Origin of the sequence: Streptomyces sp. CB03238 (assembly GCF_002099185.1) — a bacterium.
Lineage (GTDB): Bacteria > Actinomycetota > Actinomycetes > Streptomycetales > Streptomycetaceae > Streptomyces.
Genome location: NZ_NBCN01000009.1, coordinates 160,313 through 186,195, shown reverse-complemented (window position 1 = coordinate 186,195; position 25,883 = coordinate 160,313). Strand labels below are relative to the sequence as shown.

Below are 25,883 nucleotides of genomic sequence, written 5' to 3'. Positions count from 1 at the left end.
GTCGTTGGAGAGGCGCCATCCGTAGGCGGGGGCCGGGGACGGAGATCCGGCTCAAGGGCCCGGCCTCGGGGGGAGTTTGGGGCGGGCCAGGTTCGGGGCCTGGGAGTAGTCCGGGGGGCGGGCGGCGGGGTGTTGGGCGAGGAGCTCGAGGGCGACCTCGACCGCGTCGGAGAGTTGGCGGTGGCGGCCCTCCGCCCAGTCCAGCGGGGTGCGGAGGATCTCGATGTCCGGGGCCACCCCGTGGTTCTCGATGGACCAGCCGTACTCGTCGAACCAGGCCGCGTTCATCGGCACCGTGATCACCGTGCCGTCGCCCAGCCGGTGGCGGCCCGTCATGCCGACGACGCCGCCCCAGGTGCGCTGCCCGACCACGGGGCCGAGGCCCAGGAGCTTGAAGGCGGCCGTGATCATGTCGCCGTCCGAGGCGGTGGCCTCGTCGGCGAGGGCGACGACCGGGCCGCGTGGGGCGTTCGAGGCGTACGAGACGGGCTGGGCGCCCCGCGTGAGGTCCCAGCCCAGGATCTTGCGGGTGAGCTTCTCGACGACGAGCTCGCTGATGTGCCCGCCCGCGTTGCCCCGGACGTCCACGATCAGGGCCGGCCGGGCCACCTCCATCCGCAGGTCCCGGTTGAACTGCGCCCAGCCCGAGCCGCCCATGTCCGGGATGTGCAGGTAGCCGCACGTGCCGCCGCTCAGCTCCCGTACCACCTCCCGGCGCTTGGCCACCCAGTCCTGGTACCGCAGCGGCCGCTCGTCGATCAGCGGGACCACGGCGACGCGCCGCGCCCGGCCCTCGCCCTCGGCGGGCCGGAACGTCAGCTCGACCGTCGTCCCGCCCGCCCCCGCCAGCAGTGGGTACGGCCCCGTCACGGGGTCCACCGGGCGGCCGTCCACGTGCGTGAGGACCGCGCCCTCCCGGATCCCCGTACCGGCCAGGGGCGAACGCGCCTTGGAGTCGGACGACTCGCCGGGCAGGATCCGCTTCACCGCCCACCCGCCGTTCCTCGGCACGAAGTTGGCGCCCAGCAGCCCCTGGGCCCGCTGGTAGTGCGGCGGGCCCTCGTTGCGGCGCGCGGGCGTGACGTACGCGTGCGAGGTGCCCAGCTCGCCCAGCACCTCCCGCAGCAGGTCGGCGAACTCGTCGGGGGACGCGACCCGTTCGACCAGCGGGCGGTACTGGCCGAGGACGGCGTCCCAGTCGATGCCGCTCATGCCCGGGTCCCAGAAGTAGGCGCGGATGATCCGCCCCGCCTCGTCGTACGCCTGGCGCCACTCCGCGCCCGGGTCCACCTCGTGCAGGATCCGGCGCGAGTCGACGTACACGGTGGAGTCGCTGTCGCCGGGCTCGGTCGCGGGGACGGCCCGCAGGTCGCCCTCGTCGACCACGACGAGCCGCGTCCCGTCGCCGCTCACCGCGTACCAGTCGAGGTGGTCGACCAGTTCGGTCTTGCGGGCCTTCGCGAGGTTGAAGTGTTCGAGGGTCGGCCGCCCGGAGGTGTCGGCCGGGTTGACGAACGTCTCGCCCAGCGCGCCCGAGATCGGCCACCGCAGCCACACCAGGCCACCGCCGCTCACCGGGTGCAGGGACGAGTACTTGGAGGCGGCGACCGGGAAGGGCGTCACCCGGTTCTCCAGCCCCTCGAACTCGACGACCACCGTCCCGTCGCCCTCCGCCGCCTCCTCCGCGAGGTCCAGCCCGCCCGCCGCGGGCCGCCCCTCGGGCGACAGCGCGAACGGGGACGGCGTGGTGGAGGCGAGGGGTACGAGGTAGGGGCGGCAGCCGAGCGGGAAGGACAGGTCCCCGGTGTGCACGTCGTACACCGGGTCGAAGCCCCGCCACGAGAGGAAGGCGAGGTAGCGGCCGTCCCGGGTGAACACCGGGCTCTCGTCCTCGAAGCGGCCGTTGGTGACGTCCACGATCGTCCGGTCCTTGATCCGGGCGATCTTGATCTGGCGCAGCGACCGGCCGATCCCCGGCTGGGACCAGGTCAGCCAGGCGCCGTCGGGGGAGAACGCCATGTCCCGGACGGGGCCGTTGATCGAGCGGGTCAGCTCCGTCAGCCCGCCGGCCGGCTCGTCGCCCGGCTCGCCGTCCGGTTCCGCCGCGTCCTCGGAGCCGGCCGCCTCCTCCGCAACGTCGAGCAGCAGCAGCCGCCCGTCGTTCGACGCGATCGCCAGCCGCTCGCCCTCCGGGTCGGCCACCATCTCCGTGACGTGGCCCAGCTCGCCCGCCGCGAGCCGCCTAGGCTCCCGGTCGCCGCTCGCGCGCGGGAGGTGGGCCACCTCGACGGCCTCCTCGCCCTCGGCGTCGGTGACGTACGCGATCCGCCCGGTGCTGCCGAGCATCTCCGGCGCCCGCACCCGTACGCCCGGGGTGTCGGCGATCGTCCGGGCGGGCCCGTCGCGGTGGGTGAGCCAGTACAGGCTGCCGCGTACGGAGACGGCGCTGGCCCGGCCGGTCTCGTCCACCGACACGGCGTCCACGTTGTTCGCCGCGGGCACCTGGTACGTACGCCGTCCGGTGCGCGGCCCCCCGAGGCGTACCGCCAGCTTGCGCGGCACCGAGTCGGGGGTCAGCGCGTCGACGATCCACAGGTCGCCCGCGCACTGGTAGACCACGCGGCGCCCGTCGGAGGAGGCGTGGCGGGCGTAGAAGGCGTCGTGGTCGGTGTGCCGTAGGAGGTCGGTGCCGTCCGGGAGGCAGGAGTAGAGGTTGCCGACGCCCTCGTGGTCGGAGAGGAACGCGATCCGGCCGTCCACGAACATGGCGCAGTCCAGGTGGCCCTCGAGGTCCGGCAGCAGCCGCTCCCCGTGCAGCCACAGCCGCCCGGTCGCCCCGCCCCGGTACCGCTTCCAGGCGGCCGGCTCGTGCGGCGGCTTGCCGGTCAGGAGGAGCGTGAGGTGCTTGCCGTCGACGTCCGCGACCGCGATGTCGGAGACCGGCCCCCACGGCAGCCGGCCGCCGGGCGAGCCGTCGACCGGGACCTTGTACGCCCACGAGAAGTGCGAGAACGGCTGGCCGTGCGAGGCGACGGCCAGGATCTCGCCGTCCGGTGTCCACCCGCACACGCGCGTGTCCAGCGACCCCCAGTAGGTCAGCCGGCGCGCGGGCCCCCCGTCGACCGGCGCCAGGTGGATCTCCGGGTCCAGGCTGCGCCAGGTCGTGTACGCGATGTGTCCCCCGTCCGGCGAGAAGCGCGGGTGCCCGACCCGCGTCCGGTCGACCGTCACCCGCCAGGCCCGGCCGGGTGGTTCACCGTCCGCGACCAGGGGCGCGACCCACAGGTCGTCCTCGGCCGCGAAGCACAGCAGGTCGTCGTGGAGATGGGGATAGCGGAGGTATGCGCCGTCGCTGCTCACACAGCCATGCTTTCCGCGCTGAGGGGGCCCGGCAACCCGATCACGTGATCCAGCACACGTACGAAACGGTTTCGTTTCGCAGCGCCGCTGCCGTAAGCTCCCAGGTGTACGAAACCGTTTCGTCTCGATAGTCGAAGGAGTCGCGACATGGCGCGCGGCAGGCTCACCCCGGAGCGCGAGGCCGAGCTCTACGAAGCCGTCCTCGACCTGCTCCGCGAGGTCGGTTACGACGCCCTCACCATGGACGCCGTCGCCGCCCGCACGCACTCCAGCAAGGCCACCCTCTACCGCCAGTGGGGGAGCAAGCCCGAGCTGGTCGCCCACGCCCTGCGGCACAACAAGCCGGTGAACATCGCCGAGATCGACACCGGCTCGCTGCGCGGCGACTTCCACGAGATGCTCGCGCGTTCCGACGACTGCCAGATGGAGAAGGACTCCGCCCTGATGCGGGGCCTCGCCCATGCCGTCCACGACAACCCCGACCTGCTCCAGGCCCTGCGCGAACTGCTCGTCGCACCCGAGATGACCGGGCTCGACGAGGTGCTGGGCCGCGCCGTGCGGCGCGGCGAGGTCGCCGCGGACAATCCGGCGCTCAGGCTCGTCCCGCACATGCTCATCGGCGCCTTCGTCGCCCGCCCCCTCATCGAGGACCGGGTGGTCGACCAGGCCTTCCTCACCGAGTACGTCGACGCAGTGGTCCTCCCCGCCCTGGGCGTCTGACGCTCCACCCCGCTCCACCCGCACACCCGCACCACCTGACACGTACCGCTCACGCTGTCGGGCCGACTCCCCATGTCCATGTCCCACCCATCACCGGGAGACGCCCCCGTGGCAACGTTCCTCCACCGACTCGGCCGGTCCGCCTTCCGGCGCCGCCATGTCGTGGCCCTCATATGGATCGCGCTGCTCGCGCTCGCCGGCGTCGGCGCCGCCGCCGCGCCCGCCGCGACGTCCAGCTCCTTCTCCATACCGGGTACGGAGGCCCAGAAGGCCTTCGACCTGCTCGAAGAGCGCTTCCCGGCCGCCGGTGCCGACGGCGCCACCGCCCGCGTCGTCTTCAAGGCCCCCGACGGCCAGAAGATGACCGACCCGGGCCACAAGGCCGAGGTCCACAAGGCCGTCGACGAGCTGCGCTCCGGCTCCGACCAGGTCGCGAACGTCACCGACCCGTACACCGTCCAGGCGGTCTCCCGGGACGGCACCACCGCCTACGTACAGGTGTCCTACAAGGTCAGCGGCATGGAGCTGACCGACGCGACGCGCGAGGCGCTGGAGGAGACCGGCACCGAGGCGCGGCAGAGCGGCCTCACCGTCGAGATCGGCGGCGACGCGCTCCAGACCGTTCCCGAGACCGGGGCGGGCGAGATCATCGGCGTGATCGTCGCGGGCATCGTCCTCGTCATCACCTTCGGGTCCCTCGTCGCGGCCGGACTGCCGCTGCTCACCGCGATCATCGGCGTCGGCATCGGCGTCTCCACGATCACCGCGCTCGCCTCCGTCCTGGACCTCGGCTCCACCACCTCCACCCTCGCGATGATGATCGGCCTCGCGGTCGGCATCGACTACGCGCTGTTCATCGTCTCCCGCTACCGCGCCGAGCTGGCCGAGGGCCGCGAGCAGGAGGAGGCGGCCGGACGAGCCGTCGGCACGGCGGGCTCCGCCGTCGTCTTCGCCGGCCTCACCGTGGTCATCGCGCTGGTGGGCCTCGCCGTCGTCAACATCCCGATGCTGACGAAGATGGGCTTCGCGGCGGCCGGCACGGTCCTGATCGCCGTCCTCATCGCCCTCACCCTCATCCCGGCGCTGCTCGGCTACGCCGGCAAGCGGGTACACGGCCGCAAGGCCCGCAAGAACCCCCAGCCGGCCGGCGAGGCCAAGCCCAACATGGGCACCCGCTGGGCCCGCTTCGTGCTGCGCCGCCCCGTCGCCGTACTGCTCGTCGGCGTGATCGGCCTCGGAGCCGTCGCCGTACCGGCCGGGTCGCTGGAGATGGGCCTGCCCGACGACGGCGCCCAGCCCACCTCCACCACCCAGCGCCGCGCCTACGACCTGCTGTCGGACGGCTTCGGGCCGGGCTCCAACGGCCCGCTGATGGTCGTCGTCGACGGCGACAAGGCCGCGGCGGACCGTACCGTCACCGGCATCAAGGGCCTGGACGGGGTCGCGGCCGTCACCCCGGCCACCCCCAACAAGGCCGGCGACACCTCGATCATCACCGTCGTACCGAAGGACCGCCCCTCCTCCGTCGAGACGGAGAACCTGGTCCATTCGATCCGGGACACCACCGGTGACGACGTGCTGGTCACCGGCGCGACCGCGATGAACATCGACTTCTCGCAGAAGATGAACGACGCCCTGCTGCCCTACCTGGCGCTCGTCGTCGGCCTCGCCTTCCTGCTGCTGATGGTGGTCTTCCGCTCGGTGCTGGTGCCGCTCAAGGCCGCGCTGGGCTTCCTGCTGTCGGTGGTCGCCGCCCTCGGCGCGGTCGTGGCCGTGTTCCAGTGGGGCTGGCTCGGTTCGCTCTTCGGCGTCGAGCAGACCGGCCCGATCATGAGCATGATGCCGATCTTCATGGTGGGTGTCGTCTTCGGTCTGGCCATGGACTACGAGGTCTTCCTCGTCACCCGGATGCGTGAGGCGTACGTCCACGGGGAACGGCCCGGCGAGGCGATCGTCACCGGTTTCCGGCACGGGGCGCGGGTCGTCACGGCCGCCGCCGTGATCATGATCGCGGTCTTCGCGGGCTTCATCGGCTCCAGCGAGCAGATGGTCAAGATGATCGGCTTCGGTCTCGCCGTCGCGGTCTTCTTCGACGCCTTCGTCGTCCGGATGGCGGTCGTCCCCGCGGTGCTCGCGCTGCTCGGCCGCAAGGCCTGGTGGCTGCCCGGCTGGCTGGACCGCGCCCTGCCGAACGTGGACGTGGAGGGCGAGGGCCTGCGCACCACCGACGCCCCGGAGGAGGGCGAGCGGGAGCTCGTACGCGTCTGAGGCACGCCGCGCTCACACGTCACGGTCACACGCCGCCGCCGCGTCGCGCCGTCATCGCCTCATCGGGTGACGGTCGACGTGGTGGCGGCGTACGTACGCCGCAGGAAGCGCAGCAGCGCCGAGGAGTCGAACTGCACCACGGCCACGCCCTCCGGCGCGTGGTACTCCACGATCGTCTGGACGCGCCCGCACGGCCAGATACCGATGTCGCCGCCCCGGGCGGGCGCGCGAAGGCCCGACTCCAGGAGGGTGCGCGGGAAGCTCCACTCGGTGCCGCCGGGGAAGCACAGCCGTACGGTGGCGGGCTCGGCGGCGGGTCCGGGAGCCGGCTCGTAACGCATCGCCACGGGGACGGGGCGGGAGAGAGGTCCGTCGGTCACGATCAGGGCCTTGGTGTGGACTACGACACCTTCCTCAAGGGGCTCCATGGGCCGACTCCTCACATTCGCCTCATTTGTCTCTAATGTCCCACCATTCCGTGGTGTGCGCCCGCCCCCTTTTGTGATGTGGACGCTCTTGCAAGTCGTTTGCAGAAGGACCCATCATCGAACCCGTTCGTATACGCCTGTCCGAAAGCGGTCGCCGCATGCATGTCCCCGACGGATTCATCAACGCGCCGGTCTCCGCGGCCGCCGGCCTCGTCGCCGCCGGCGCCGTCGCGGTCAGCCTGCGGGGCGCGCGGCGGGAGCTGGACGAGAGGACCGCGCCGCTCGCCGGACTGGTCGCGGCGTTCATCTTCGCCGTGCAGATGCTGAACTTCCCCGTGGCGGCCGGAACCAGCGGGCACCTCCTGGGCGGCGCCCTGGCCGCGATCCTCGTCGGGCCCTACACGGGCGTGCTGTGCATCGCGGTCGTCCTGCTGATGCAGGGCGTCCTCTTCGCGGACGGCGGGCTCACCGCGCTGGGCGTCAACATCACCGTCATGGGCGCGGTCACCGTCCTGGTGGCGTACGGGCTCTTCCGCGGCCTGGTCAAGATCCTGCCGCGCACCCGCCGCTCGATCACCGTCGCCTCGTTCGTCGCCTCCCTGGTGTCGGTACCGGCCGCGGCGGCCGCGTTCACGGCGATCTACGCGATCGGCGGCACCACCGACGTACCCGTGTCGAAGGTCCTCACCGCCATGGTCGGCGTCCACGTCCTGATCGGCATCGGCGAGGCGGTGATCACGACCGCCACGGTCGGCGCCGTCATCGCCGTACGGCCCGACCTGGTGTACGGGGCACGCGGCCTGACCGCGCCGCTGAAGCTGCGCGTGGGCGGCGAACTGGTCGACGCCACCCCGGCGCCCGCGGCCGCCCCGGTGGCCGCCCGCTCCACGAAGAAGGTGTGGGCCACCGGCCTGGTGACCGCGCTCGTCCTGGCCGGATTCGTCTCCTTCTACGCCTCCGCCAGCCCCGACGGCCTGGAGAAGGTCGCCGCCGACCAGGGCATCGACAAGAAGGCCGAGGACCACGCCACCGCCGACTCGCCGCTCGCCGACTACGGCATCAGCGGCCTCACAGACGCCCGCCTGTCCGGGGGGCTGGCGGGCACCATCGGCGTCGGCGCGACGGTCCTGGCCGGCACGGGCGTCTTCTGGGCGGTACGCCGGCGTCGTACGGACGACGCCCGTACCGGATCCCGTACCGAGGAAACCGTCTGACATGGGCGCCGGTCACGCCCACAAGCTCTACCGGCACGGGCACTCGCCCGTGCACCGGCTGCCGCCGCACTGCAAGCTCGCCGCCGTCTTCTGCTTCGTCGTGGTCGTCGTCTCCACGCCCCGCGAGGCCGTCTGGGCCTTCGCCGCGTACGCCGCGCTCCTCGGCGCGGTCGCGGCGGCGGCCCGCGTGTCGCCGGGGTTCGTGCTGCGGCGCCTGGTCATCGAGGTGCCGTTCGTCGCCTTCGCGTTCCTGATGCCGTTCGTCGTGCCCGGCGAGCAGACGCAGCTCCTCGGCGTCTCCGTCTCCGTACCGGGCCTGTGGGACGCCTGGAACGTCCTCGCCAAGGGCACTCTGGGCGTCGCCGCGTCCGTCCTGCTCGCCGCCACCACCGAGCTGCGCGGCCTGCTGCTCGGCCTGCAACGGCTGAAACTGCCGCCCCTCCTCGTACAGATCGCCTCCTTCATGATCCGGTACGGCGACGTCATCACCGACGAGATGCGGCGCATGTCCATCGCCCGGCGCTCGCGCGGCTTCGAGGCGAAGGGCGTACGGCACTGGGGTGTGCTCGCGAAGTCGGCGGGCGCCCTGTTCATCCGCTCCTACGAGCGCGGCGAACGCGTCCACCTGGCGATGGTGAGCCGCGGGTACGCCGGTTCCATGCCGGTCATCGACGAGGTGACGGCCACCCGGGCCCAGTGGTCCTCGGCCGCCGCCCTCCCGCTCACCGCCCTGCTCATCTGTCTGCTGGGATGGACGCTATGAGTCTCAGTTTCGTGCCGTCGCTCGACGTCCGCGGCCTCGCGTACGCCTACCCCGACGGCCACCAGGCGCTCTTCGGCGTCGACCTGACCGTCGAGCGCGGCGAACGGGTCGCGCTGCTCGGCCCCAACGGCGCCGGCAAGACCACCCTCGTCCTCCACCTCAACGGCATCCTCACCGGCGGCGCCGGGACGGTGACCGTCGCCGGGCTGCCCGTCGAGAAGGCCAACCTCGCCGAGATCCGCCGCCGCGTCGGCATCGTCTTCCAGGACCCGGACGACCAGCTGTTCATGCCGACCGTCCGCGAGGACGTCGCCTTCGGCCCGGCGGCGGCCGGACTGCGCGGCCCCGAGCTGGAGGCGGTCGTCCTGAAGGCCCTCTCCCGGGTCGGCATGGAGCAGTACGCGGACCGGCCCCCGCACCACCTGTCCTTCGGCCAGCGGCGGCGGGTCGCGGTGGCCACCGTCCTCGCCATGGAGCCCGAGATCCTCGTCCTCGACGAGCCGTCGTCCAACCTCGACCCCGCCTCGCGCCGCGAACTCGCCGACATCCTCCGCTCCCTGGACGTCACCGTCCTGATGGTCACCCACGACCTTCCGTACGCCCTCGAACTGTGCCCCCGCGCGGTGGTGCTCAGCGAGGGCGTGATCGCGGCGGACGGCCCCACCAGCGGCCTGCTCGCCGACGAGGAACTGATGCGCACGCACCGCCTGGAGCTGCCCTTCGGCTTCGACCCGACCGCGAGGCCCACCCGGAAGCCGGCGCCCCACTAGCACGTTGCACCATGGGTGGGAGCCGCTGAGCGAAAGGGGTGGGCGATGGACGTCCAGGGCACGGTGCAGGCCGGCTTCGAGCCGGTCAGGGACGCGTTCGTACGCAACTTCGAGCAGCGCGGGGAGCGGGGCGCCGCGGTCGCCGTCTACCGGGACGGCCGCAAGGTGGTCGACCTGTGGGCGGGCACGCGCGACGTGGACGGGACCGCCCCGTGGGCCGTGGACACCGCCCAGGTCGTCCGCTCGGCGACGAAGGGCGTCGCCGCCGCCGTACCGCTGCTGCTGCACCAGCGCGGGCAGCTGGACCTGGACGCGCCCGTCGGCACGTACTGGCCCGAGTTCAAGGCGGCGGGCAAGGAACGGGCGCTGGTGCGCCACCTGCTGTCGCACCAGGCGGGCGTCCCGGCCCCGGACCGCCCGCTGACCCTCGCCGAGGCCGCCGACCTCTCCGTGTCGTCGGACGCCATCGCCGCCCAGACACCCGCCTGGGAGCCGGGCACCGACCACGGCTACCACGCGCACACGTACGGCTGGCTGCTGGCCGCGCTGGTCCAGCGGGTCACCGGGCGCACCATAGGCCGCTGGGTCGCCGAGGAGATAGCCCGCCCGCTCGGCCTCGACCTGTGGATCGGCCTCCCCGAGGACGAGGCCCACCGGGTCGGCCGCATCGGCCCGGTCGAGGAACCCGCCCACGGCGGCGCGCTCACGCTGCGCCCGAAGCGCTCGGTCGCCGACGCCTACGCCGACCCGGCCTCGCTCACCCGCCGCGCCTTCAGCGCCATCGCCCCGTCGCCGGACGAGAACGACCCCGCCTACCGCGCCGCCGAACTCCCCGCATCGGCGGGCATCTCCACCGCCCGCGCCCTGGCCCGCTTCTACGCGGCCACCCTCGGCCCCGTGGACGGCCATCGCCTCTTCGCCCCGGCGACCCTCGCCATGGCGCGTACGGAGGAGTCCGTGGGCCCCGACCGGGTCCTGGTGGTCTCCACCCGCTTCGGCCTCGGCTACATGCTCCACGGCCCCGCCTCGCCCCTGCTGTCCCCCGGCTCCTTCGGCCACCCGGGACGCGGCGGCTCCCTCGGCTTCGCCGACCCGGTGTCGGGCATCGCACTCGGCTACGTCACCAACGGCATGCGCAAGGGCGTCACGGCCGACCCCAGGGCGCAGGCCCTGGTACGGGCGGTGAAGGCCGCTGTCGCGTAGGTACACGCGCGCGTGCGCCCCGCACGGCCGGGCCACGGCCGTGCGGGGCGCGTGTCGGCCGTCCGTCAGCAGAGACGGCCCGCGTACCAGGCGTACTTGATGACGGAGGTGCTGCCGAGGTAGGTCCTGCCGGGTCCGACGCACTGGTCGTAGCCGGAGGCGTTGTGCCGCTCGACACGGATGACCACACGGTTGTTGGCGCAGTGGTTGTAGTAGGCGATGCCGGCGGCGGCGTCGGGGTCCCAGCCGCAGGCCAGGGTTCCGGACTCCGCGGCGGTGGCCGTGCCGGCGGTGGCGAGGCCGCCGGTCACTCCGGCGACGGTCATCAGGCCCGCGGTGGCGAGCGCACGCAGGGTGCGTGAGGTTCGGCGCATGACTTTCCTTCCGACAGCTGTCAGGGACAGAAGGTCGTGGGGGTGGACTTGTCTGCGGTGGGGATCCGGCACGCCCTACGATGGCAGCGTGGCGGTGGCCGTTCCATGGGGAGAAGTGCGTATGGACTGCGGAGGGGGCCGTGCCGTACCTGGGGAAAGCCGATTACGAGCGGATGCTCGACCTTGCCGTCGCCCTGCTGGAGAGCCACCAGCCCGATACCCTCCGGCAGTTGATCGCCCAGGAACTCTTACGCGCGCTTGACGGCACGGTCCTGATCACGAAGGACGAGGAGTGGACCCCGTCCAGCGGCGCGGTCGCCGCTTGGCACCGGGACGCCCCCGCCCCGACTGAACTGGACGACCGGACATCCCAGTACGTCAGGGCCGGGTATCCCTTCGCGAGCCACTACGCCATCCGCCCCAACCGCGGCCCGCGGACGGCGGCGCAGCTGGCCGGTGACCGCGTCTGGCCGCACAGCGAGACGGCGAGCGCCATGCGGCGGTCCTTCGGCACTCGCCACATGCTCGGTCTCCCGCTGCCCGACCCCCACGGCTCCGTCCGTGGCTTCGTCGTCCACCGCGCCGGAACCGACTTCGATACCCAGGACCTCCTCTACGCCACGCGTGTCCAGCCCTTGCTGTCCGCCGCCGTCGCTCAGTACAGGCTGCTGACGCGGTGGCGGCAAGGCGGTGTACCGGGGACACCGACCACGCCTTGCGGGCTGACGCCCCGCGAGACGGCCGTGCTGCTGACGCTCGCCGAGGGACTGCCCGCCACGGCCATCGCCCGCCGGCTCGGGGTCTCGGTACGGACGGTGCACAAGCACCTGCAGAACCTCTACCGGAAGCTCGACACCGTCGACCGCCTGGGCGCGGTCCTCCGCGCCCAGGAACTGGGTCTGCTGACGGCGCCCGCGCCCGCCCGGAGCGGCGGGCGCGGGCGGGCGCGGGGGATGGCGCGGGGGATGGTCAGCCCAGCGGACTCGGGTTGTTGAGAACATCGCCGTGGGACACGTACGGGCCGCCGGCGACGCCGTGCGCCTGGTCCGTGCTGGGCGGTCCCGCTTGTGTGACGGTGATGCCCCACCGGTCTCCTTGGTCCCACTGGCCTCAGGGTTGGGGTGTTGTGGGCGGTGTGGGACACCGTCCCGACCGGGGGTGTCGGGGCCGGGGTGTCCCATGCCGCCCACACGTCCGGTGGTCCGATACGGGTGTGACTGTAGGGGGCGGAGGGGCCGTCCTGGGGGGCAGATGAGGTGCCCGGGCCCACTGGGACTGCCTGCGGGCCCCGCAGAGCAGCGGCGCCGGGGCACCGGTGTCCGGATCCCGCTGGACTCCTCGAGGCGGGGGCTGCCCCGTCCCGGGTGCCGGGCCGACCTGGTCCCGCGACGGGGCACGACGACCGGCGCCTGGCGTCCTGCGGACGCGGTGTGCGGGGCTCGAAGTCCCTCTGACCCCGCCTGCCTCACCAGGACACCTCACCGGCCCCCACCGTCACACCGGCACCGGGGCTGGGGATTTGTGGGCGGTGTAGGACACCTCCCGGCGATGAGCATTCGGGCACGGGTGTCCCATCCCGCCCACAACCCCAGTGAGCCGATACGGCTGTGACTGGAAGGGCCCCTTCCCGGACTTCGAGCTCCCCGCTCAGGGCGGCAGAGGGTGTGCCCGCCAGCCGGTGTCGGGGGCCGGACCGACCCGGCCGCGCCCGACTGGCCGGGAGGCTGTGGCCCCTGGCCCCAGCCGGAGGCCAGGCCCCGCCTGGTCCTGCCGTCCCGGCGGCCGGGTGCCTGCCGTGCCCTGACCGGGTGGGGTTCCGCCCCGGCCCAACCCCGCACCCACCCCGGCCACCTGCCTGAACCGCAGCCCTCCGCCGGACCGCAGTCGCCGAGCCGAGCCCGGATGCCCCATCGCACTCCGGCGCACCCACCACCCACGGGAGCGAGGTCTTGTACCGCAACCCAGAGACGGCGGCCTGCCGCCAAGCTGTGCCGCCACCGCCCCATTCCACTGCCGCGCCTGCCCCGGCCGGGCCGCCTCGGCCACGAGCGCCGGCAAAGCAGTGCGCCCTCCGGGTGCCTGCTCCCCGGGGCCGCCCTCCGAGAGAAAACGCGCGGGTGGAGGCGGCCTGTCAAGGGTGGGCGAAGCCCATCGGCGAAGCCGACGCGAAGCGCCCTTGACAGGGTGCCGGAGCCCGCGACTCTCGGGAGGGAGGGCGGCCCGGAACGGTGACCAGTACCGCACGTCCCGCCCCGTGCACCCCGCTGAGCTGTGACAGGGTGCTGTGCCACCCAGTTCGCACACCGGTACGGCAACCCTACGGACCGATGGCGCCCTGGGGCTCAGCCCTGGGGGTCCTGCGGGCGGGCGTCGGTCTCGCGCAGGCTCTGGTCCTTGAGCTCGGTGCGGGCTTCCGTGCGGTGGCCGCGGGCGATGTAGTCGCGTACGACGACCTCTACGGCGTCCTGCGGCGAGCCGATGCCGGCCAGCACCATCACCTCCACCACCAGGTCGGCGTCCAGGCTGATGTTGACCTTGGCCACGGGCGGCCCTCCTTCATCACCTTGTAGCCAAACCCTAGCTGCTCGGGGTCCTGCCCGGACCGTACTCAGCGCTGCTCCGCACGCTCCGCACGCTCCGTCCGGCGTGGACAGACCGCTGCCGGAGAGGCGGGAGCACCCGTCAAAGGCCGACGCGAGGGGCTCACCCCGCGTGCAGCATCAGTCCGATGCCCACCACCATCAGGCCGGCCGCCGCGATTCTCGGGGCGCCGAAGCGTTCCTTGAAGAGCAGGGCTCCGATGGCAGCGCCGACGATGATGGAGGATTCGCGCAGCGCGGCGACCGGGGCGAGGGGGGCGCGGGTCTGGGCCCAGAGGACCAGGGCGTAGGCCGAGATGGAGAGCGCCGCGCCGAGGAGGCCGCGGGCGGCGTGGGGGCGGAGTTGGGCGGCCAGGGCGGTGCGGCGGCGGTGGAGGGTGTACGCCGGGATCGCGAGGCCTTGTACGAGCATCAGCCATGCGATGTAGCCCAGCGGGGTGCCCGAGGCGCGGACGCCGACGCCGTCCACGACCGTGTAGCCGGCGATGGCGAGGCCCGTGGCGAGGGCGGCGAGGACCGCCGGCCAGTGCGGGCGGCTGCCGGTGCCCCGGATGCCCCACAGCGCCAGGCCCACCAGGCCCGCGCAGGCGACGGCGACACCGGTGAGCTGGAGGCCGTCGGGGAGTTCGTCGACGAAGACGGCCGCCAGGATGGTGACGCCCAGCGGCGCCGTTCCGCGGGCGATCGGGTACATCTGGCCGAAGTCGCCGAGCGTGAACGAGCGCATCAGCAGGGCCATGTAGCCGACGTGCAGGGCGGCGGAGAGGATCAGGTACGGCCAGGCGGCCGCGGCCGGCAGCGGAACGAAGCAGGCGGCCACCGCTCCGATCAGCGCCCCGCCGCCGGATATGAGCGTGAAGGACAGCAACTGGTCCTTGATGTGGTGCGCGATCGCGTTCCAGCCGGCGTGCGTCACCGCGGCGATCAGCACCGCGGCGGCGACCAGCGGCGTCACGCCGTCCGCTCGCGTACGTCGACCAGTGTGCCGCCCGCGTGGGCGATCAGCGTCTTGGGGGCGAGCGGGAACACCGTGTGCGGCGTACCGGCCGCCGCCCACACCACCTCGTGGTCGAGCAGGCCCCGGTCGGCCAGCACCCGCGTCCTGGTCACGTGCCCGAAGGGCGGCACGCCGCCGATCGCGTACCCGGTCGTCTCCCGTACGAGGTCGGCGTCCGCCCTGGTCACGGCGGCAACGCCCAGTTCGCGCCGTACCAGCTCCACGTCCACCCGGGACGAGCCGTCCATCAGGACCAGGACCGGCAGCCCGTCCGCCGCGAAGACCAGCGACTTGACGATCTCGGACGGGTCGCAGCCGATCGCGGCGGCGGCCTGGGCGGCGGTGCGGGTGGCGTCGGGGAAGCGGCGGACCTCGATGTCGTGCAGGCCGAGCGCGCGGAGGGCCTCGGCGAAACGGGGGTGGGCGAGTGAAGCGCTCATGGCCCGCACGCTAGCGGTAGCTGTACGGGCCATGCGAGTGCGTTACCGGCTGTCGTCACCGGGCCTTGAGTACGGAGGCGACGAGCGGGCCCGCAGCGTCCCCGCCGTGGCCGCCGGACTGGACGACCGCGGCGGCCGCCAGGTCGTCGGCGAAGCCGGCGAACCAGCTGTTGGAGTCGGCCTGGCCGCCGACCTCGGCCGAGCCGGTCTTCGCGCCCTTGTCGCCACCGACCCCGGACATGGCCGCCGCACCCGTCCCGCTGGTCGCCGTGGCCCGCATCATCTCGCGCAACTGCTGGGCGGCGGAGCCCTCCAGCGGGCGGGAGGCGGTGGCGATCTCCCGGTCGTCCAGGTCACGCGGCACGATGACCGGCTGCTTGAAGCTGCCGTTCTTCGCGGTGGCGGTGATGGACGCGACGTTGAGGACGTTCATCTGGATGGTGCCCTGTCCGATGTACTGGGCCGCCGCCACACCGCCGCTCTCCGCGGGCACGGAACCGTCCTTGGTCGCGACGCCCGTCTGCCAGTTCAGGCCGATGCCGAAGACGTCCCGCGCCTCCTTGCCCAGCGCCGCGTCGTCGCCGACGTCGTCGATCAGCTTGATGAAGGCGGTGTTGCAGGACCGCTTGAAGCTCTCCTTGAAGGTGCTTCCCGCCGGGAGGTCGAAATGGTCCAGGTTGTGGAAGGACCGGCCCTGGTACATGACGTTCTTGGGGCACTCGGCGGGGCGGTCGGCGCTCACCAGGCCCTTCTCCAGCAGCATGGCCGCCGTCACGATCTTCATCGTCGAGCCGGGTGCCTGCACGCCCAGGAAGGCCGCGTTCCAGTCGTCCTCGCGGTTGTTGGCGACGGCGCGTATCTCCCCGGTGCTCGGCTTGATGGCCACCACCGACGACTCGCCGTACCGCTTCACCGCCTGCTCGGCCGCCGCCTGGACGTCGGCGTCCAGTGTCGTCCGCAGCGTGCCCGGCTCGCCCTTGGTGAGCGTCAGCAGCGTCTGGTCCGCCCCGCCCTCGTTCGTGGACTCGATCCACGTCTCGATGCCGGGCTTCCCGCCCGCCTCGGAGCCGTACTTCTCGCGCAGCTGGTCCAGGACCGGCTTGAGCGACGGGTACTTCTCCGGTGTCAGCTCCACCCCGTCGCGGTCGACGGCCTTGACGGGCGGGTTGGGTGCCTCGCCCGTACGCAGCGCCGACTGGTCGGTCAGCTTCGGGTGGATCACCGACGGCTCCCAGTCGACCAGCGGCTTGCCGCTGGTGACGCCGCGTACGACGGTCAGCTGTGAGGCGTACGTCAGATGCTTGGACTGCCCCTCGTACGTCACGGTCGCGTCGACCGTGAACGGCACCTTCGGGCCCACCGGTTGGCCCGGGGTGATGACCGCCTTCGAGACGTGGGCCTCGTCCCGGAAGCCGGCGACGGCGGGCGTGGCGGTGCCGGCGTTGTTGGTCAGCTCACCGGCCGTCGCCTCGTCGCCCTTGGCCCACGCGGCGAGGAAGTCCTTCGCGGTCCGCTCGACCTCCTCGGCGGTAACCGGCCCCGAACCGGCCTTCCGCGGGGCCGCGGCCGACGTGGTGGTCTGCGTCGTCCCGCCCGTGATCCCGTTCCACAGGTTGTACGCCCCGTACCCCACGCCGCTCGCGACGACGGTGAAAACACCGCCGATGACGGCGACCTTCGCTCCACTGCGCATGGTGCAGTCCCCCTCCCCAGGAGCCCGCTTGAACATGTTCAAGCACGTAACGGGAGCCACCCTACGGGACAGCACTGACAACAGGAGTGAGCTGTTACCCGACCGGAACGTCAGGGCCCCGGACATCGGTCTCGATGTCCGGGACCCGTGTGCCCACCCGCTCAGCGCGCGGTGCTGAGCGCGAAGACGTCCTCGGCGCTGTTCAGCCGCTGAGGCCCGGAGGGCGCGGACTGAGCCGTCTTCCCCGCCTGGGCCGGAGCCGCGGTCTTGGTGCCCTCGGTCAGCTCGTGCGCCGTCTGAGGGTCGCGGGGCGTCTGGAGGGCGCCGTCCTTGGCGGCGACCACGCACGAGGCCGTGGACGCGCAACTGTAGACCGGGCCGTCAGGCCCCTCGTACCAGGACGTGAGGTAGAAGACGTACTTCCCCTTGGGGAGGCTGGCGGTGATGTCCTTCAGGTTGTGGCCCGGGTCGCGGGTGAACTCGACGACCGCGCCGGTCACTCCCGGCTTGCTGGCCTTCTCGACCTCGATCTCGACGTTCGAGGTGCGGTTGGGCGGCTTGCCCGGCTCGGTGTAGTCCTTGCCCTCCTTGGCGCCCGTGATGGTGCCGAGGACCACCAGGTCCGAGCGGCTCGCGAGATCCGGGACGCTCGTCGGCGGGTCGACCTCGGAGGCCGCCGCGCCCGCGTGCGCGCCCCAGAAGTCGCCGGACGCCTTCGTGGCGGTGGACGTGCCGCGCTCCCCGTCGGCCTGCGGCGTGCCGGACGAGCACGCCGCCGTGGCCAGCAGGACGGCGAGGGTGGCGGCGCCGGCGGCCGCCCGTGTGATGTGTGTGCGCTTCATCGGTTGCTCACTCTCCTCTGCTCTGTCGGTCCTGCTCAGTAACGGCCGTTGATGTGGTTCTTGTCGTGGTTGGCGTAGTAGTTGTGATCGGGGTTGCCCCGCATGCAGGAACGATTCGCCGAGGAGTAGCTGCTGTTCTTGCCGCTGGCGTGGCCCAGGCCGACGCTGTGGCCGATCTCATGGCACGACAGCGACTTGTAGTTCGAGTGCGGGATCTTGTGGTTGAACACGATGGTGAACTGGTCGCACTTGGACGAGCTGCCGCTCACCTTCTTGACGCACGTGGTCCACGCGTACCAGTTCTTCTGGTCACCCGTGGGGTTCCACGTGGCGTACGCCCACACGTCGACCTGGTTGTTGTACCGGCTGTCCAGGCTTGTCGTCATGTCCGTGGGCGCCAGCGAGTTCTTGCGCGCCCAGTCCATGCCGTTGCGCTGCCCCGACGACAGGTCGTCGTCGAAGAAGAAGCTGTGCGCCTTGTTGTCCGCGAACGTCGGCCCGAAGGAGTTGGCCGAGGCCGGCTGCGTGACGAGTATCAGCGAGCCGACGGCGGCGCCGAGCGCCGCGAGCACACGTGTGCTCCGTCTCATGGTCTTTTCCCCGTATCCCCGTTGGTGCGTGCGTCACGGGGGAAACGGCGATCCCGTACGGGCCGCACGAACGGCACGCGCGCCACGTGTGCACACGCGGTCACGCACGCCGCTCAAGGCCCGTTCCCCCCGGCTGTAAAACAGACTACACAGCACAACTGACAACGCGGCGGCGAAATTTGCCTACACCCAGGTGTCCAGCCACATCCGGTCCCGCCAGTCGTCCATCGGGATCGTCTCGCCCGTGTACAGGGGCCAGAAGTAGATGAAGTTCCACACGATGAGCAGCACCAGTACGCCAGCGCCGACCGCCCCGATCGTCCGGCGGCGTTCGGCCGCCTCATCCGTGCCCGGGGGACCGAGCATCGCGCCGACCATCATCGCCACGGCGAGGCACAGGAACGGTACGAACACCACGGCGTAGAACAGGAAGATCGTGCGCTCCTGGTAGAAGAACCACGGCACCCACCCGGCCGCGACCGCGCACGCGATCGCGCCCGCCCGCCAGTCGCGCCGGAAGAACCAGCGCCACAGGACGTACAGGAGCGCGAAGCACGCCGCCCACCAGAGCAGGGGCGTGCCGATGGCCAGGACTTCGCGGGCGCACTTCTCCGTGGCGTTCGCCGGGCAGCCGTCCTGGCCGGCGCGCGGGTCCTCGTAGAAGTACGAGACGGGCCGGCCCAGCACGATCCAGCTCCACGGGTTCGACTGGTACGTGTGACCCGACGTCAGATTGACGTGGAAGCTGTAGACCTCCGACTCGTAGTGCCACAGGCTGCGCCACCAGTCGGGGAACAGCCACGACCACGAACTGTCCTTGCCCTCCGTGGTGGCCCAGTTCCGGAAGTACCCCTTGCCCGTGAAGATCCAGCCCGACCACGACGCGATGTACGTCACGATCGCCACCGGCACCGTCGAGACGAACGCCGGCAGCAGGTCCCGCTTCAGGACGCTCTCGTACGGCCGGAAGGCGCCGGCCGTGCGGCGCGCGCCCACGTCCCACAGCACCGTGAGCACCCCGAACGCGGCCAGGACGTACAGCCCGTTCCATTTCGTGGCCGCCGCCAGGCCCAGCATCAGCCCGGCCGCGATCCGCCACGGCCGCCACCCCAGGCGCAGCGTTTCCGCGACCGTCGCGTCCGGCCGCAGCACCCCGTCCGCGTCCACCGGCAGCGCGGCCGCGAGCCGCCGGCGCGAGTGGTCCCGGTCGATGAGGAGGCACCCGAACGCCGCGAGGACGAAGAACATCAGCACCTGGTCCAGCAGGGCCGTCCGGCTCATCACGAAGTGCAGCCCGTCCACGGCCAGCAGCGCGCCCGCCAGGCAGCCCAGGAACGTCGACCGGAACAGCCGCCGCCCGATCCGGCACAGCATCAGCACCGACAGCGTGCCCAGCACCGCCACCATGAAGCGCCAGCCGAACGGATCGAACCCGAACATCCACTCGCCGAGCCCGATGACCCACTTGCCGACCGGAGGGTGCACCACATAACCGGGGTCCGTGGGGACGGCCACCGCGTCGGGGTTCGCCAGGATCCGCGCGTCGACGTCCTTGGGCCACGACCCCTCGTAGCCCTGGTTGATCAGCGCCCAGGCGTCCTTGGCGTAGTACGTCTCGTCGAATATCACCGCGTGCGGCTGACCGAGGTTCCAGAACCGCAGCAGCCCCGCGACGAGCGCCACCAGCAGCGGACCGCCCCACGCCGCCAGCCGCCACAGCCGCCCGGCCACCGCGGGCGGCGCGCCGAGCACCGTCCACACCCGGTCCGAGGGACGGGCGTACGGGGGCACCAACCGCTCGCGCAGGCCCGTCACCGGCCGCGGCACATAGCCGAAACGGCGCAGGCGCTGCTGCCACGGGGGCGGCTCTTTCGCGGCGTCCTGCCCGTGCAGGGCCTTATGAGCAGTACTGGTCACCGCGCCATCGTAGGGAACGCGCCTGTGCGAGTCGCCCGTCCGGGCTGCGAGGATGACCCCTGTGACAGGAACGGTGACCGGAACGCTCGTACTCGCAGGGACCCCGATCGGAGATGTCGCGGACGCCCCGCCCCGCCTCGCCGCCGAGCTGGGGAGGGCCGACGTCGTCGCCGCGGAGGACACCCGGCGGCTGCGCCGGCTGACCCAGGCGCTCGGCGTGCACACGACCGGCCGGGTCGTGTCGTACTTCGAGGGCAACGAGTCGGCCCGTACGCCCGAGCTGGTCGAGGCCCTCGCGGGCGGCGCGCGCGTGCTGCTGGTCACCGACGCGGGCATGCCGTCCGTCTCCGACCCCGGCTACCGGCTGGTCGCCGCCGCCGTCGAGCGGGACATCCGCGTGACGGCCGTCCCCGGGCCGTCCGCCGTGCTGACCGCGCTCGCGCTGTCCGGGCTGCCCGTCGACCGGTTCTGCTTCGAGGGCTTCCTGCCGCGCAAGGCGGGCGAGCGGCTGACCAGGCTCCGGGAGGTCGCCGGCGAGCGTCGCACGCTCGTCTACTTCGAGGCCCCGCACCGCCTCGACGACACGCTCGCCGCGATGGCCGAGGTGTTCGGCGCCGACCGGCGGGCCGCGGTGTGCCGCGAGCTGACCAAGACGTACGAGGAGGTCAAGCGCGGCGGCGTCGGCGAGCTGGCGGCCTGGGCCGCCGAGGGCGTACGCGGCGAGATCACCATCGTGGTCGAGGGGGCGCCGGAGACCGGGCCCGGGGAGCTGGACGCCGACGAGCTGGTGCGCAGGGTGCGGGTGCGCGAGGAGGCGGGGGAGCGGCGCAAAGAAGCCATCGCCGCGGTCGCCGCCGAGGCGGGCCTGCCCAAGCGTGAGGTGTTCGACGCCGTCGTCGCGGCAAAGAACGCGTCTGGCCAGGCCCCGGCAGAGGGTAAAGGACTATCGTGAAAAGCAAAGACCAGACCGTGCGGCAGGCCTTTCGGCATGGGACGCCCCAAAACCGGTCCATTATTCGACAGGTGCCTACGCACTCCCGCCCGTGAAGGCGTCCACTGGTTGCAGTGGAAAGGAGCTGGCATGAGCGAGACGACAAGTACTCCGGTCGGCCATGAGGCATATGCCTTCGCCTGCATGAACTGCGGGTACGGCTGGGAGCAGGCGTACGACATCGAGCACCACACCGACATCAGCGGGCACGAGTTCGTCGTGTACAAGGCGGGGGGCCGCCGGGTGCCGTCGCCGCTCTCCAACCCCACCTGTGTGAACTGCGGACGGCACCGCGTCCGGATCATGCGGGCCGGCCAGGTCTCCTCGGTGCTCGAACTGCTCGCCCAGCACCAGGCCGAGCCGACGAAGGGCTCCGTGGGGTCGGCCGGTCCGACCCTCGGCCAGGAGCGGAAGCAGGAGACGGAAGAGGCACCGCCGGCCGAGCCGGCCAGGGAGCCGCACCACTGGCACCTGTCCGACCTGCTGCACGCCTTCCACCGCAAGTAGGTCCCGGCCGCTTCCGTACGATCGGGGCATGAGTTCCAAGGACGCCCCGCCGCCGCTGCCCGAGCCCCTCGGGGTGCCGGTCGCCGATTCCCACACCCACCTGGACATGCAGGCCGGCACGGTCGAGGAGGCCCTCGCCAAGGCCGCCGCCGTCGGCGTCGACACGGTGGTCCAGGTGGGCTGCGACCTCAAGGGCTCCCGCTGGGCCGCGGAGACGGCCGCGGCGTACGACCCCGTGTGGGCGGCGGTCGCCCTGCACCCCAACGAGGCGCCGCGCATCGTGCTCGGGGACCCTGGGGGCACCTCCCAGCCCCCTGGGGCTGGGGGAGGGTGGTCGCGGCAGGGGGCGCGCGAGGGCGGCGGCGACGCGGCGCTCGACGACGCGCTCGCCGAGATCGACCGGCTCGCCGCGCTGCCCGAGGTCAAGGCCGTCGGCGAGACCGGCCTGGACTACTTCCGTACGGGACCGGAGGGCATGGCCGCCCAGGAACGGTCCTTCCGCGCCCACATCGAGATCGCCAAGCGGCACGGCAAGGCCCTCGTCATCCACGACCGCGACGCCCACGACGACGTCCTGCGCATCCTCGCCGAGGAGGGCGCCCCCGAGCGGACCGTCTTCCACTGTTACTCCGGCGACGCCGACATGGCCCGGATCTGCGCCGAAGCCGGGTACTTCATGTCCTTCGCGGGGAACGTCACCTTCAAGAACGCCCAGCCGCTGCGCGACGCGCTGGCCGTCGCCCCACTGGACCTCGTCCTCGTCGAGACGGACGCGCCGTTCCTGACGCCCGTGCCGTACCGCGGACGGCCCAACGCCCCGTATCTCGTTCCGATCACGGTCCGGGCGATGGCCGGGGTGCGGGGGATCGACGAGGAGGCCATGTCGACCGCGATCGCCGTCAACACCGCGCGAGCATTTGATTACTGACCGATAACGGGCGGAGTGCCGCGTAGGGTAGCGGCGCGACACTGCGTAGTCGAGTTGCTTTGGAGAGTGACCGCCCCTCCGCTAGGGTCCGGGCCTCGTGAGCAACTCCCAGGGCAGTCACCGCGCCGCCACCAGAGGCGGCCGCCGCGCCTCCGGGACGCCCGCGCCCGCGGCCGGGCGGGAGGCACGCGCCGAAGTCCCCGCGACGTACGAGACATGGGCGGCCGCGGCCACCACCACGGCCCCCTTCCCCGAGCCGGTACCCCCGCCCGCCCCCGCGCCCGTCGCCGTGTACCGGTCGCTGCCCCGCCAAGGGGCCCGCACGTCCCGCGTCGACCCCGAGGCGCCCACCCTCCCGGCGGTGGCCACCGGGGGCCGCGCCGAGGCCCGCCGCGCCGCCCGCCGCCGCAAGGCGGCCGGGACAGGCCGCCCCGAGGGGCTGCGGCGGCTCGTCCCGCAGGCCCTCGTCGTGGCGTTCCTCGCCGGCGGCACCACCGCGTTCGTCGCCAACGACAAGGCCGTGCGGCTCAGCGTCGACGGCGTACCGCGCACCATGCACACCTTCGCCGACGACGTCTCCGAACTCCTCGCCGACGAGGGCCTGGACGTCGGCGAGCACGACCTCGTGGCGCCCGCGCCGCACGAGGCGCTCACCAGCGGCGACGAGGTCGTCCTCCGCTACGGCCGCCCCGTGACGCTCACCCTCGACGGGCAGCGCCGCCGCGTGTGGACCACCGCCCGCACCGTCGACGAGGCGCTGCGCGCCCTCGGTGTCCGCGCGGAGGGCGCCTACCTGTCCGTGTCCCGCTCCGCCGCCATCTCGCGGCGCGGCCTCACCCTCGACGTACGCACCGAACGCACCGTGACCTTCATGGCCGACGGCCGCGAGCGCACCATCCGCACCAACGCCGCCACCGTCCGCGAGGCCGTCGAACAGGCCGGCATCACCCTCAGCGGCCAGGACACCACCTCCGCACCGCCCGGCAGCTTCCCGCGCGACGGCCAGACGATCACCGTCATGCGGATCACCGCCGGCGAGGAGGTCCGCGAGGAGCCCATCCCGTACGGGGTGCAAAAGGTCGAGGACCCGACCCTCTACACCGGCACCGAGGTCGTCGAACGCCAGGGGCGGCAGGGCGCGCGCCGCGTCACATACGCGCTGCGCACGGTCAACGGCGTCAGGCAGAAGCCCCGGAGGATCGCCGAGGAGGTCGTACGGGAGCCGGTCGACCGGCTGGTGCTGGTCGGCACCAAGCCGATGCCCACCTCCGTCGCCGGCGCCGACCACCTGAACTGGGACGCCCTCGCCCAGTGCGAGTCGGGCGGCCGCCCGGACGCGGTCGACGCGTCCGGGACGTACGGCGGGCTGTACCAGTTCGACCCCGGCACCTGGCGTGCCCTCGGCGGCAGCGGCGTCGCCCAGGACGCCCCCGCCTCCGAACAGACATACCGGGCGAAGAAGCTCTACGTGCAGCGGGGGCCGACCCCGTGGCCGCACTGCGGCCGTAGGCTGTATCGGTGAGCACCACTGATCCCGATGCCCTCCTCGGCCCCGCCGACATCCGTGAACTGGCCGCCGCGCTGGGCGTACGCCCCACCAAGCAGCGCGGCCAGAACTTCGTCATCGACGCCAACACCGTCCGGCGCATCGTCCGCACCGCGGAGGTCCGCCCCGACGACGTCGTCGTGGAGGTCGGGCCCGGGCTGGGATCGCTGACCCTGGCGCTGCTGGAGGCGGCGGACCGGGTGATCGCCGTCGAGATCGACGATGTGCTCGCGGGCGCCCTGCCGGCGACGATCGCCGCCCGCATGCCCGCGAAGAAGGACCGTTTCGCACTCGTCCACTCCGACGCGATGCACGTCCAGGAGCTGCCGGGACCGCCGCCGACCGCGCTCGTGGCGAACCTCCCGTACAACGTCGCCGTGCCCGTCCTGCTGCACATGCTGGACCGCTTCCCGACCATCGAGCGGACCCTCGTCATGGTCCAGGCCGAGGTCGCCGACCGGCTGGCGGCGCGGCCGGGCAACAAGGTGTACGGCGTGCCGTCGGTCAAGGCCAACTGGTACGCGGAGGTCAAGCGGGCCGGCGCGATCGGCCGGAACGTCTTCTGGCCCGCTCCGAACGTCGACTCGGGCCTGGTGTCCCTGGTGCGCCGCTCCGAGCCGGTGAAGACCACGGCGTCCAAGAAGGACGTCTTCGCGGTCGTCGACGCCGCGTTCGCCCAGCGCCGCAAGACGCTGCGCGCCGCGCTGGCCGGCTGGGCCGGTTCCCCGGCGGCCGCCGAGGCGGCGCTGGTCGCCGCCGGGGTCTCCCCGCAGGCGCGGGGCGAGTCCCTCACCGTGGAAGAGTTCGCACGCATCGCGGAGGCCAGGACAGCGTGAGCATCACCGTACGCGTACCCGCCAAGGTCAACGTCCAGCTGGCGGTGGGCGCCGCACGCCCCGACGGCTTCCACGACCTGGCCAATGTCTTCCTCGCCGTCTCGCTGTACGACGAGGTGACGGCGACCCCCGCCGACGAGCTGCGGATCACCTGCTCCGGCCCGGACGCGGACCAGGTGCCGCTGGACGCCACCAACCTGGCGGCCCGCGCGGCGCTCGCCCTCGCCGAACGGCACGGCATCTCCCCGGACGTCCACCTCCACATCGCCAAGGACATCCCGGTCGCGGGCGGCATGGCGGGCGGCAGCGCGGACGGCGCGGGCGCGCTGCTGGCGTGCGACGCCCTGTGGGGCACGGGCGCGTCCCGCGACGAACTCCTCGACATCTGCGCCGAGCTCGGCAGCGACGTGCCGTTCAGCCTCGTCGGCGGGGCGGCGCTGGGCACCGGGCGCGGTGAGCGGCTGACGCCGCTGGAGGTGGGCGGCACGTTCCACTGGGTGTTCGCGGTCGCGGACGGCGGGCTGTCGACACCCGCGGTGTACGGGGAGTTCGACCGGCTCGTCGCCGGTACGGACGTCCCGGCCCCGGCGGCCTCGCCCGCCCTGCTGGACGCGCTGCGCACCGGCGACGCCGCGCTGCTGGCGGGCGCCCTCGCCAACGACCTCCAGCCCGCCGCCCTCTCCCTGCGCCCGTCGCTGGCCGCCACGCTCACCGCGGGCACGGCGGCCGGCGCCCTGGCGGGCCTGGTCTCCGGGTCCGGTCCGACGACCGCGTTCCTGGTCAAGGACGAGGACGCGGCCCGTACGGTCGCCGACGCCCTGCTCGCCTCGGGCACCTGCCGCACGGCCCGCGTGGCGTCGTCGCCGGCGCCGGGGGCGACCGTGGTGTGACGGCGT

At 72.6% G+C, this 25,883-nt stretch carries 23 protein-coding genes; 13 read left to right on the top strand and 10 right to left on the bottom strand.

The genetic code is table 11. The annotated features are described in order from the left end of the window. Positions 1 to 51: 51 nt before the first annotated feature. Positions 52 to 3,360, bottom strand: coding sequence for a S41 family peptidase (locus BKD26_RS18305; RefSeq protein ID WP_084899154.1), 3,309 nt, complete (start codon positions 3,358 to 3,360; stop codon positions 52 to 54). A 147-nt stretch (positions 3,361 to 3,507) separates the two neighbouring features. Here BKD26_RS18305 and BKD26_RS18300 point away from each other — a divergent pair, with 147 nt between their 5' ends. After that, entirely contained in the window at positions 3,508 to 4,080 is a 573-nt protein-coding gene (locus tag BKD26_RS18300) for a TetR/AcrR family transcriptional regulator (RefSeq protein WP_084899153.1), read from the top strand. 108 nt (positions 4,081 to 4,188) lie between these two features. Next, a complete protein-coding gene (locus BKD26_RS18295) occupies positions 4,189 to 6,348 on the top strand; it encodes an MMPL family transporter (protein ID WP_084899151.1) in 2,160 nt (719 codons plus the stop codon). A gap of 59 nt (positions 6,349 to 6,407) precedes the next feature. Here the strand turns inward: BKD26_RS18295 and BKD26_RS18290 are convergent, their stop codons facing one another. Beyond that, on the bottom strand, positions 6,408 to 6,776 hold the full coding sequence (locus BKD26_RS18290; protein ID WP_084899150.1) for an SsgA family sporulation/cell division regulator: 369 nt from the start codon (positions 6,774 to 6,776) through the stop codon (positions 6,408 to 6,410). A 158-nt stretch (positions 6,777 to 6,934) separates the two neighbouring features. On the opposite strand from BKD26_RS18290, the gene BKD26_RS18285 reads away from it, so the two are divergent. Genes BKD26_RS18285 through BKD26_RS18270 form a run of 4 tightly spaced genes read left to right on the top strand, consistent with a single transcriptional unit; the run spans position 6,935 to position 10,726 of the window. Next, positions 6,935 to 7,990, top strand: a complete 1,056-nt coding sequence (locus tag BKD26_RS18285; protein WP_084899149.1) for an energy-coupling factor ABC transporter permease — start codon at positions 6,935 to 6,937, stop codon at positions 7,988 to 7,990. Between the two features lies 1 nt (position 7,991). After that, on the top strand, positions 7,992 to 8,753 hold the full coding sequence (cbiQ, locus tag BKD26_RS18280; RefSeq protein ID WP_084899147.1) for a cobalt ECF transporter T component CbiQ: 762 nt from the start codon (positions 7,992 to 7,994) through the stop codon (positions 8,751 to 8,753). Then, positions 8,750 to 9,523, top strand: a complete 774-nt coding sequence (locus BKD26_RS18275) for an ABC transporter ATP-binding protein (protein ID WP_084899145.1) — start codon at positions 8,750 to 8,752, stop codon at positions 9,521 to 9,523. The genes cbiQ and BKD26_RS18275 overlap by 4 nt, the downstream gene beginning before the upstream one ends. 45 nt (positions 9,524 to 9,568) lie before the next feature. Continuing rightward, positions 9,569 to 10,726, top strand: coding sequence for a serine hydrolase domain-containing protein (locus tag BKD26_RS18270; RefSeq protein WP_084899143.1), 1,158 nt, complete (start codon positions 9,569 to 9,571; stop codon positions 10,724 to 10,726). Positions 10,727 to 10,791: 65 nt separating this feature from the next. On the opposite strand, the gene BKD26_RS18265 is transcribed toward BKD26_RS18270, so the two are convergent. Continuing rightward, a complete protein-coding gene (locus BKD26_RS18265) occupies positions 10,792 to 11,100 on the bottom strand; it encodes a DUF6355 family natural product biosynthesis protein (protein WP_084899142.1) in 309 nt (102 codons plus the stop codon). Between the two features lie 140 nt (positions 11,101 to 11,240). Here BKD26_RS18265 and BKD26_RS18260 point away from each other — a divergent pair, with 140 nt between their 5' ends. Continuing rightward, the gene (locus tag BKD26_RS18260) at positions 11,241 to 12,095 is read left to right on the top strand and encodes a LuxR C-terminal-related transcriptional regulator (RefSeq protein ID WP_241518714.1); all 855 of its coding nucleotides are present in this window, start codon (positions 11,241 to 11,243) and stop codon (positions 12,093 to 12,095) included. Positions 12,096 to 13,442: 1,347 nt separating this feature from the next. Here the strand turns inward: BKD26_RS18260 and BKD26_RS18255 are convergent. From BKD26_RS18255 to BKD26_RS18225, 7 genes are all read right to left on the bottom strand, one after another. Then, the gene (locus BKD26_RS18255; protein ID WP_084899138.1) at positions 13,443 to 13,643 is read right to left on the bottom strand and encodes a type II toxin-antitoxin system VapB family antitoxin; all 201 of its coding nucleotides are present in this window, start codon (positions 13,641 to 13,643) and stop codon (positions 13,443 to 13,445) included. A 160-nt stretch (positions 13,644 to 13,803) separates the two neighbouring features. Further along, a complete protein-coding gene (locus BKD26_RS18250) occupies positions 13,804 to 14,655 on the bottom strand; it encodes an EamA family transporter (protein WP_084899137.1) in 852 nt (283 codons plus the stop codon). Beyond that, entirely contained in the window at positions 14,652 to 15,137 is a 486-nt protein-coding gene (locus tag BKD26_RS18245) for a YbaK/EbsC family protein (protein ID WP_241518713.1), read from the bottom strand. The genes BKD26_RS18250 and BKD26_RS18245 overlap by 4 nt, the downstream gene beginning before the upstream one ends. Before the next feature lie 55 nt (positions 15,138 to 15,192). Further along, complete coding sequence (locus BKD26_RS18240; protein ID WP_084899134.1) at positions 15,193 to 16,830, bottom strand: penicillin-binding transpeptidase domain-containing protein; 1,638 nt, start codon at positions 16,828 to 16,830, stop codon at positions 15,193 to 15,195. 161 nt (positions 16,831 to 16,991) lie between these two features. Further along, entirely contained in the window at positions 16,992 to 17,672 is a 681-nt protein-coding gene (locus tag BKD26_RS18235) for a hypothetical protein (protein ID WP_084899132.1), read from the bottom strand. Between the two features lie 35 nt (positions 17,673 to 17,707). Then, positions 17,708 to 18,262, bottom strand: coding sequence for a hypothetical protein (locus BKD26_RS18230; protein ID WP_241518712.1), 555 nt, complete (start codon positions 18,260 to 18,262; stop codon positions 17,708 to 17,710). 183 nt (positions 18,263 to 18,445) lie between these two features. Next, complete coding sequence (locus BKD26_RS18225) at positions 18,446 to 20,179, bottom strand: phospholipid carrier-dependent glycosyltransferase (protein WP_084899131.1); 1,734 nt, start codon at positions 20,177 to 20,179, stop codon at positions 18,446 to 18,448. A 52-nt stretch (positions 20,180 to 20,231) separates the two neighbouring features. Between BKD26_RS18225 and rsmI the strand changes: the two genes are divergently transcribed. From rsmI to BKD26_RS18195, 6 genes are all read left to right on the top strand, one after another. Next, positions 20,232 to 21,131, top strand: coding sequence for a 16S rRNA (cytidine(1402)-2'-O)-methyltransferase (gene rsmI, locus BKD26_RS18220; RefSeq protein WP_179166583.1), 900 nt, complete (start codon positions 20,232 to 20,234; stop codon positions 21,129 to 21,131). A gap of 129 nt (positions 21,132 to 21,260) precedes the next feature. Continuing rightward, complete coding sequence (locus tag BKD26_RS18215; protein WP_073757483.1) at positions 21,261 to 21,677, top strand: hypothetical protein; 417 nt, start codon at positions 21,261 to 21,263, stop codon at positions 21,675 to 21,677. A gap of 28 nt (positions 21,678 to 21,705) precedes the next feature. After that, positions 21,706 to 22,605, top strand: coding sequence for a TatD family hydrolase (locus BKD26_RS18210; protein ID WP_084899128.1), 900 nt, complete (start codon positions 21,706 to 21,708; stop codon positions 22,603 to 22,605). A 97-nt stretch (positions 22,606 to 22,702) separates the two neighbouring features. Beyond that, positions 22,703 to 24,127: a resuscitation-promoting factor gene (locus BKD26_RS18205; RefSeq protein ID WP_277622394.1), complete on the top strand. Its 1,425-nt coding sequence runs from the start codon at positions 22,703 to 22,705 to the stop codon at positions 24,125 to 24,127. Further along, entirely contained in the window at positions 24,124 to 24,987 is an 864-nt protein-coding gene (gene rsmA, locus BKD26_RS18200; protein ID WP_084899126.1) for a 16S rRNA (adenine(1518)-N(6)/adenine(1519)-N(6))-dimethyltransferase RsmA, read from the top strand. Before BKD26_RS18205 ends, rsmA begins: the two co-directional genes overlap by 4 nt. Next, the gene (locus BKD26_RS18195; protein WP_084899125.1) at positions 24,984 to 25,877 is read left to right on the top strand and encodes a 4-(cytidine 5'-diphospho)-2-C-methyl-D-erythritol kinase; all 894 of its coding nucleotides are present in this window, start codon (positions 24,984 to 24,986) and stop codon (positions 25,875 to 25,877) included. The genes rsmA and BKD26_RS18195 overlap by 4 nt, the downstream gene beginning before the upstream one ends. Positions 25,878 to 25,883: the final 6 nt, after the last annotated feature.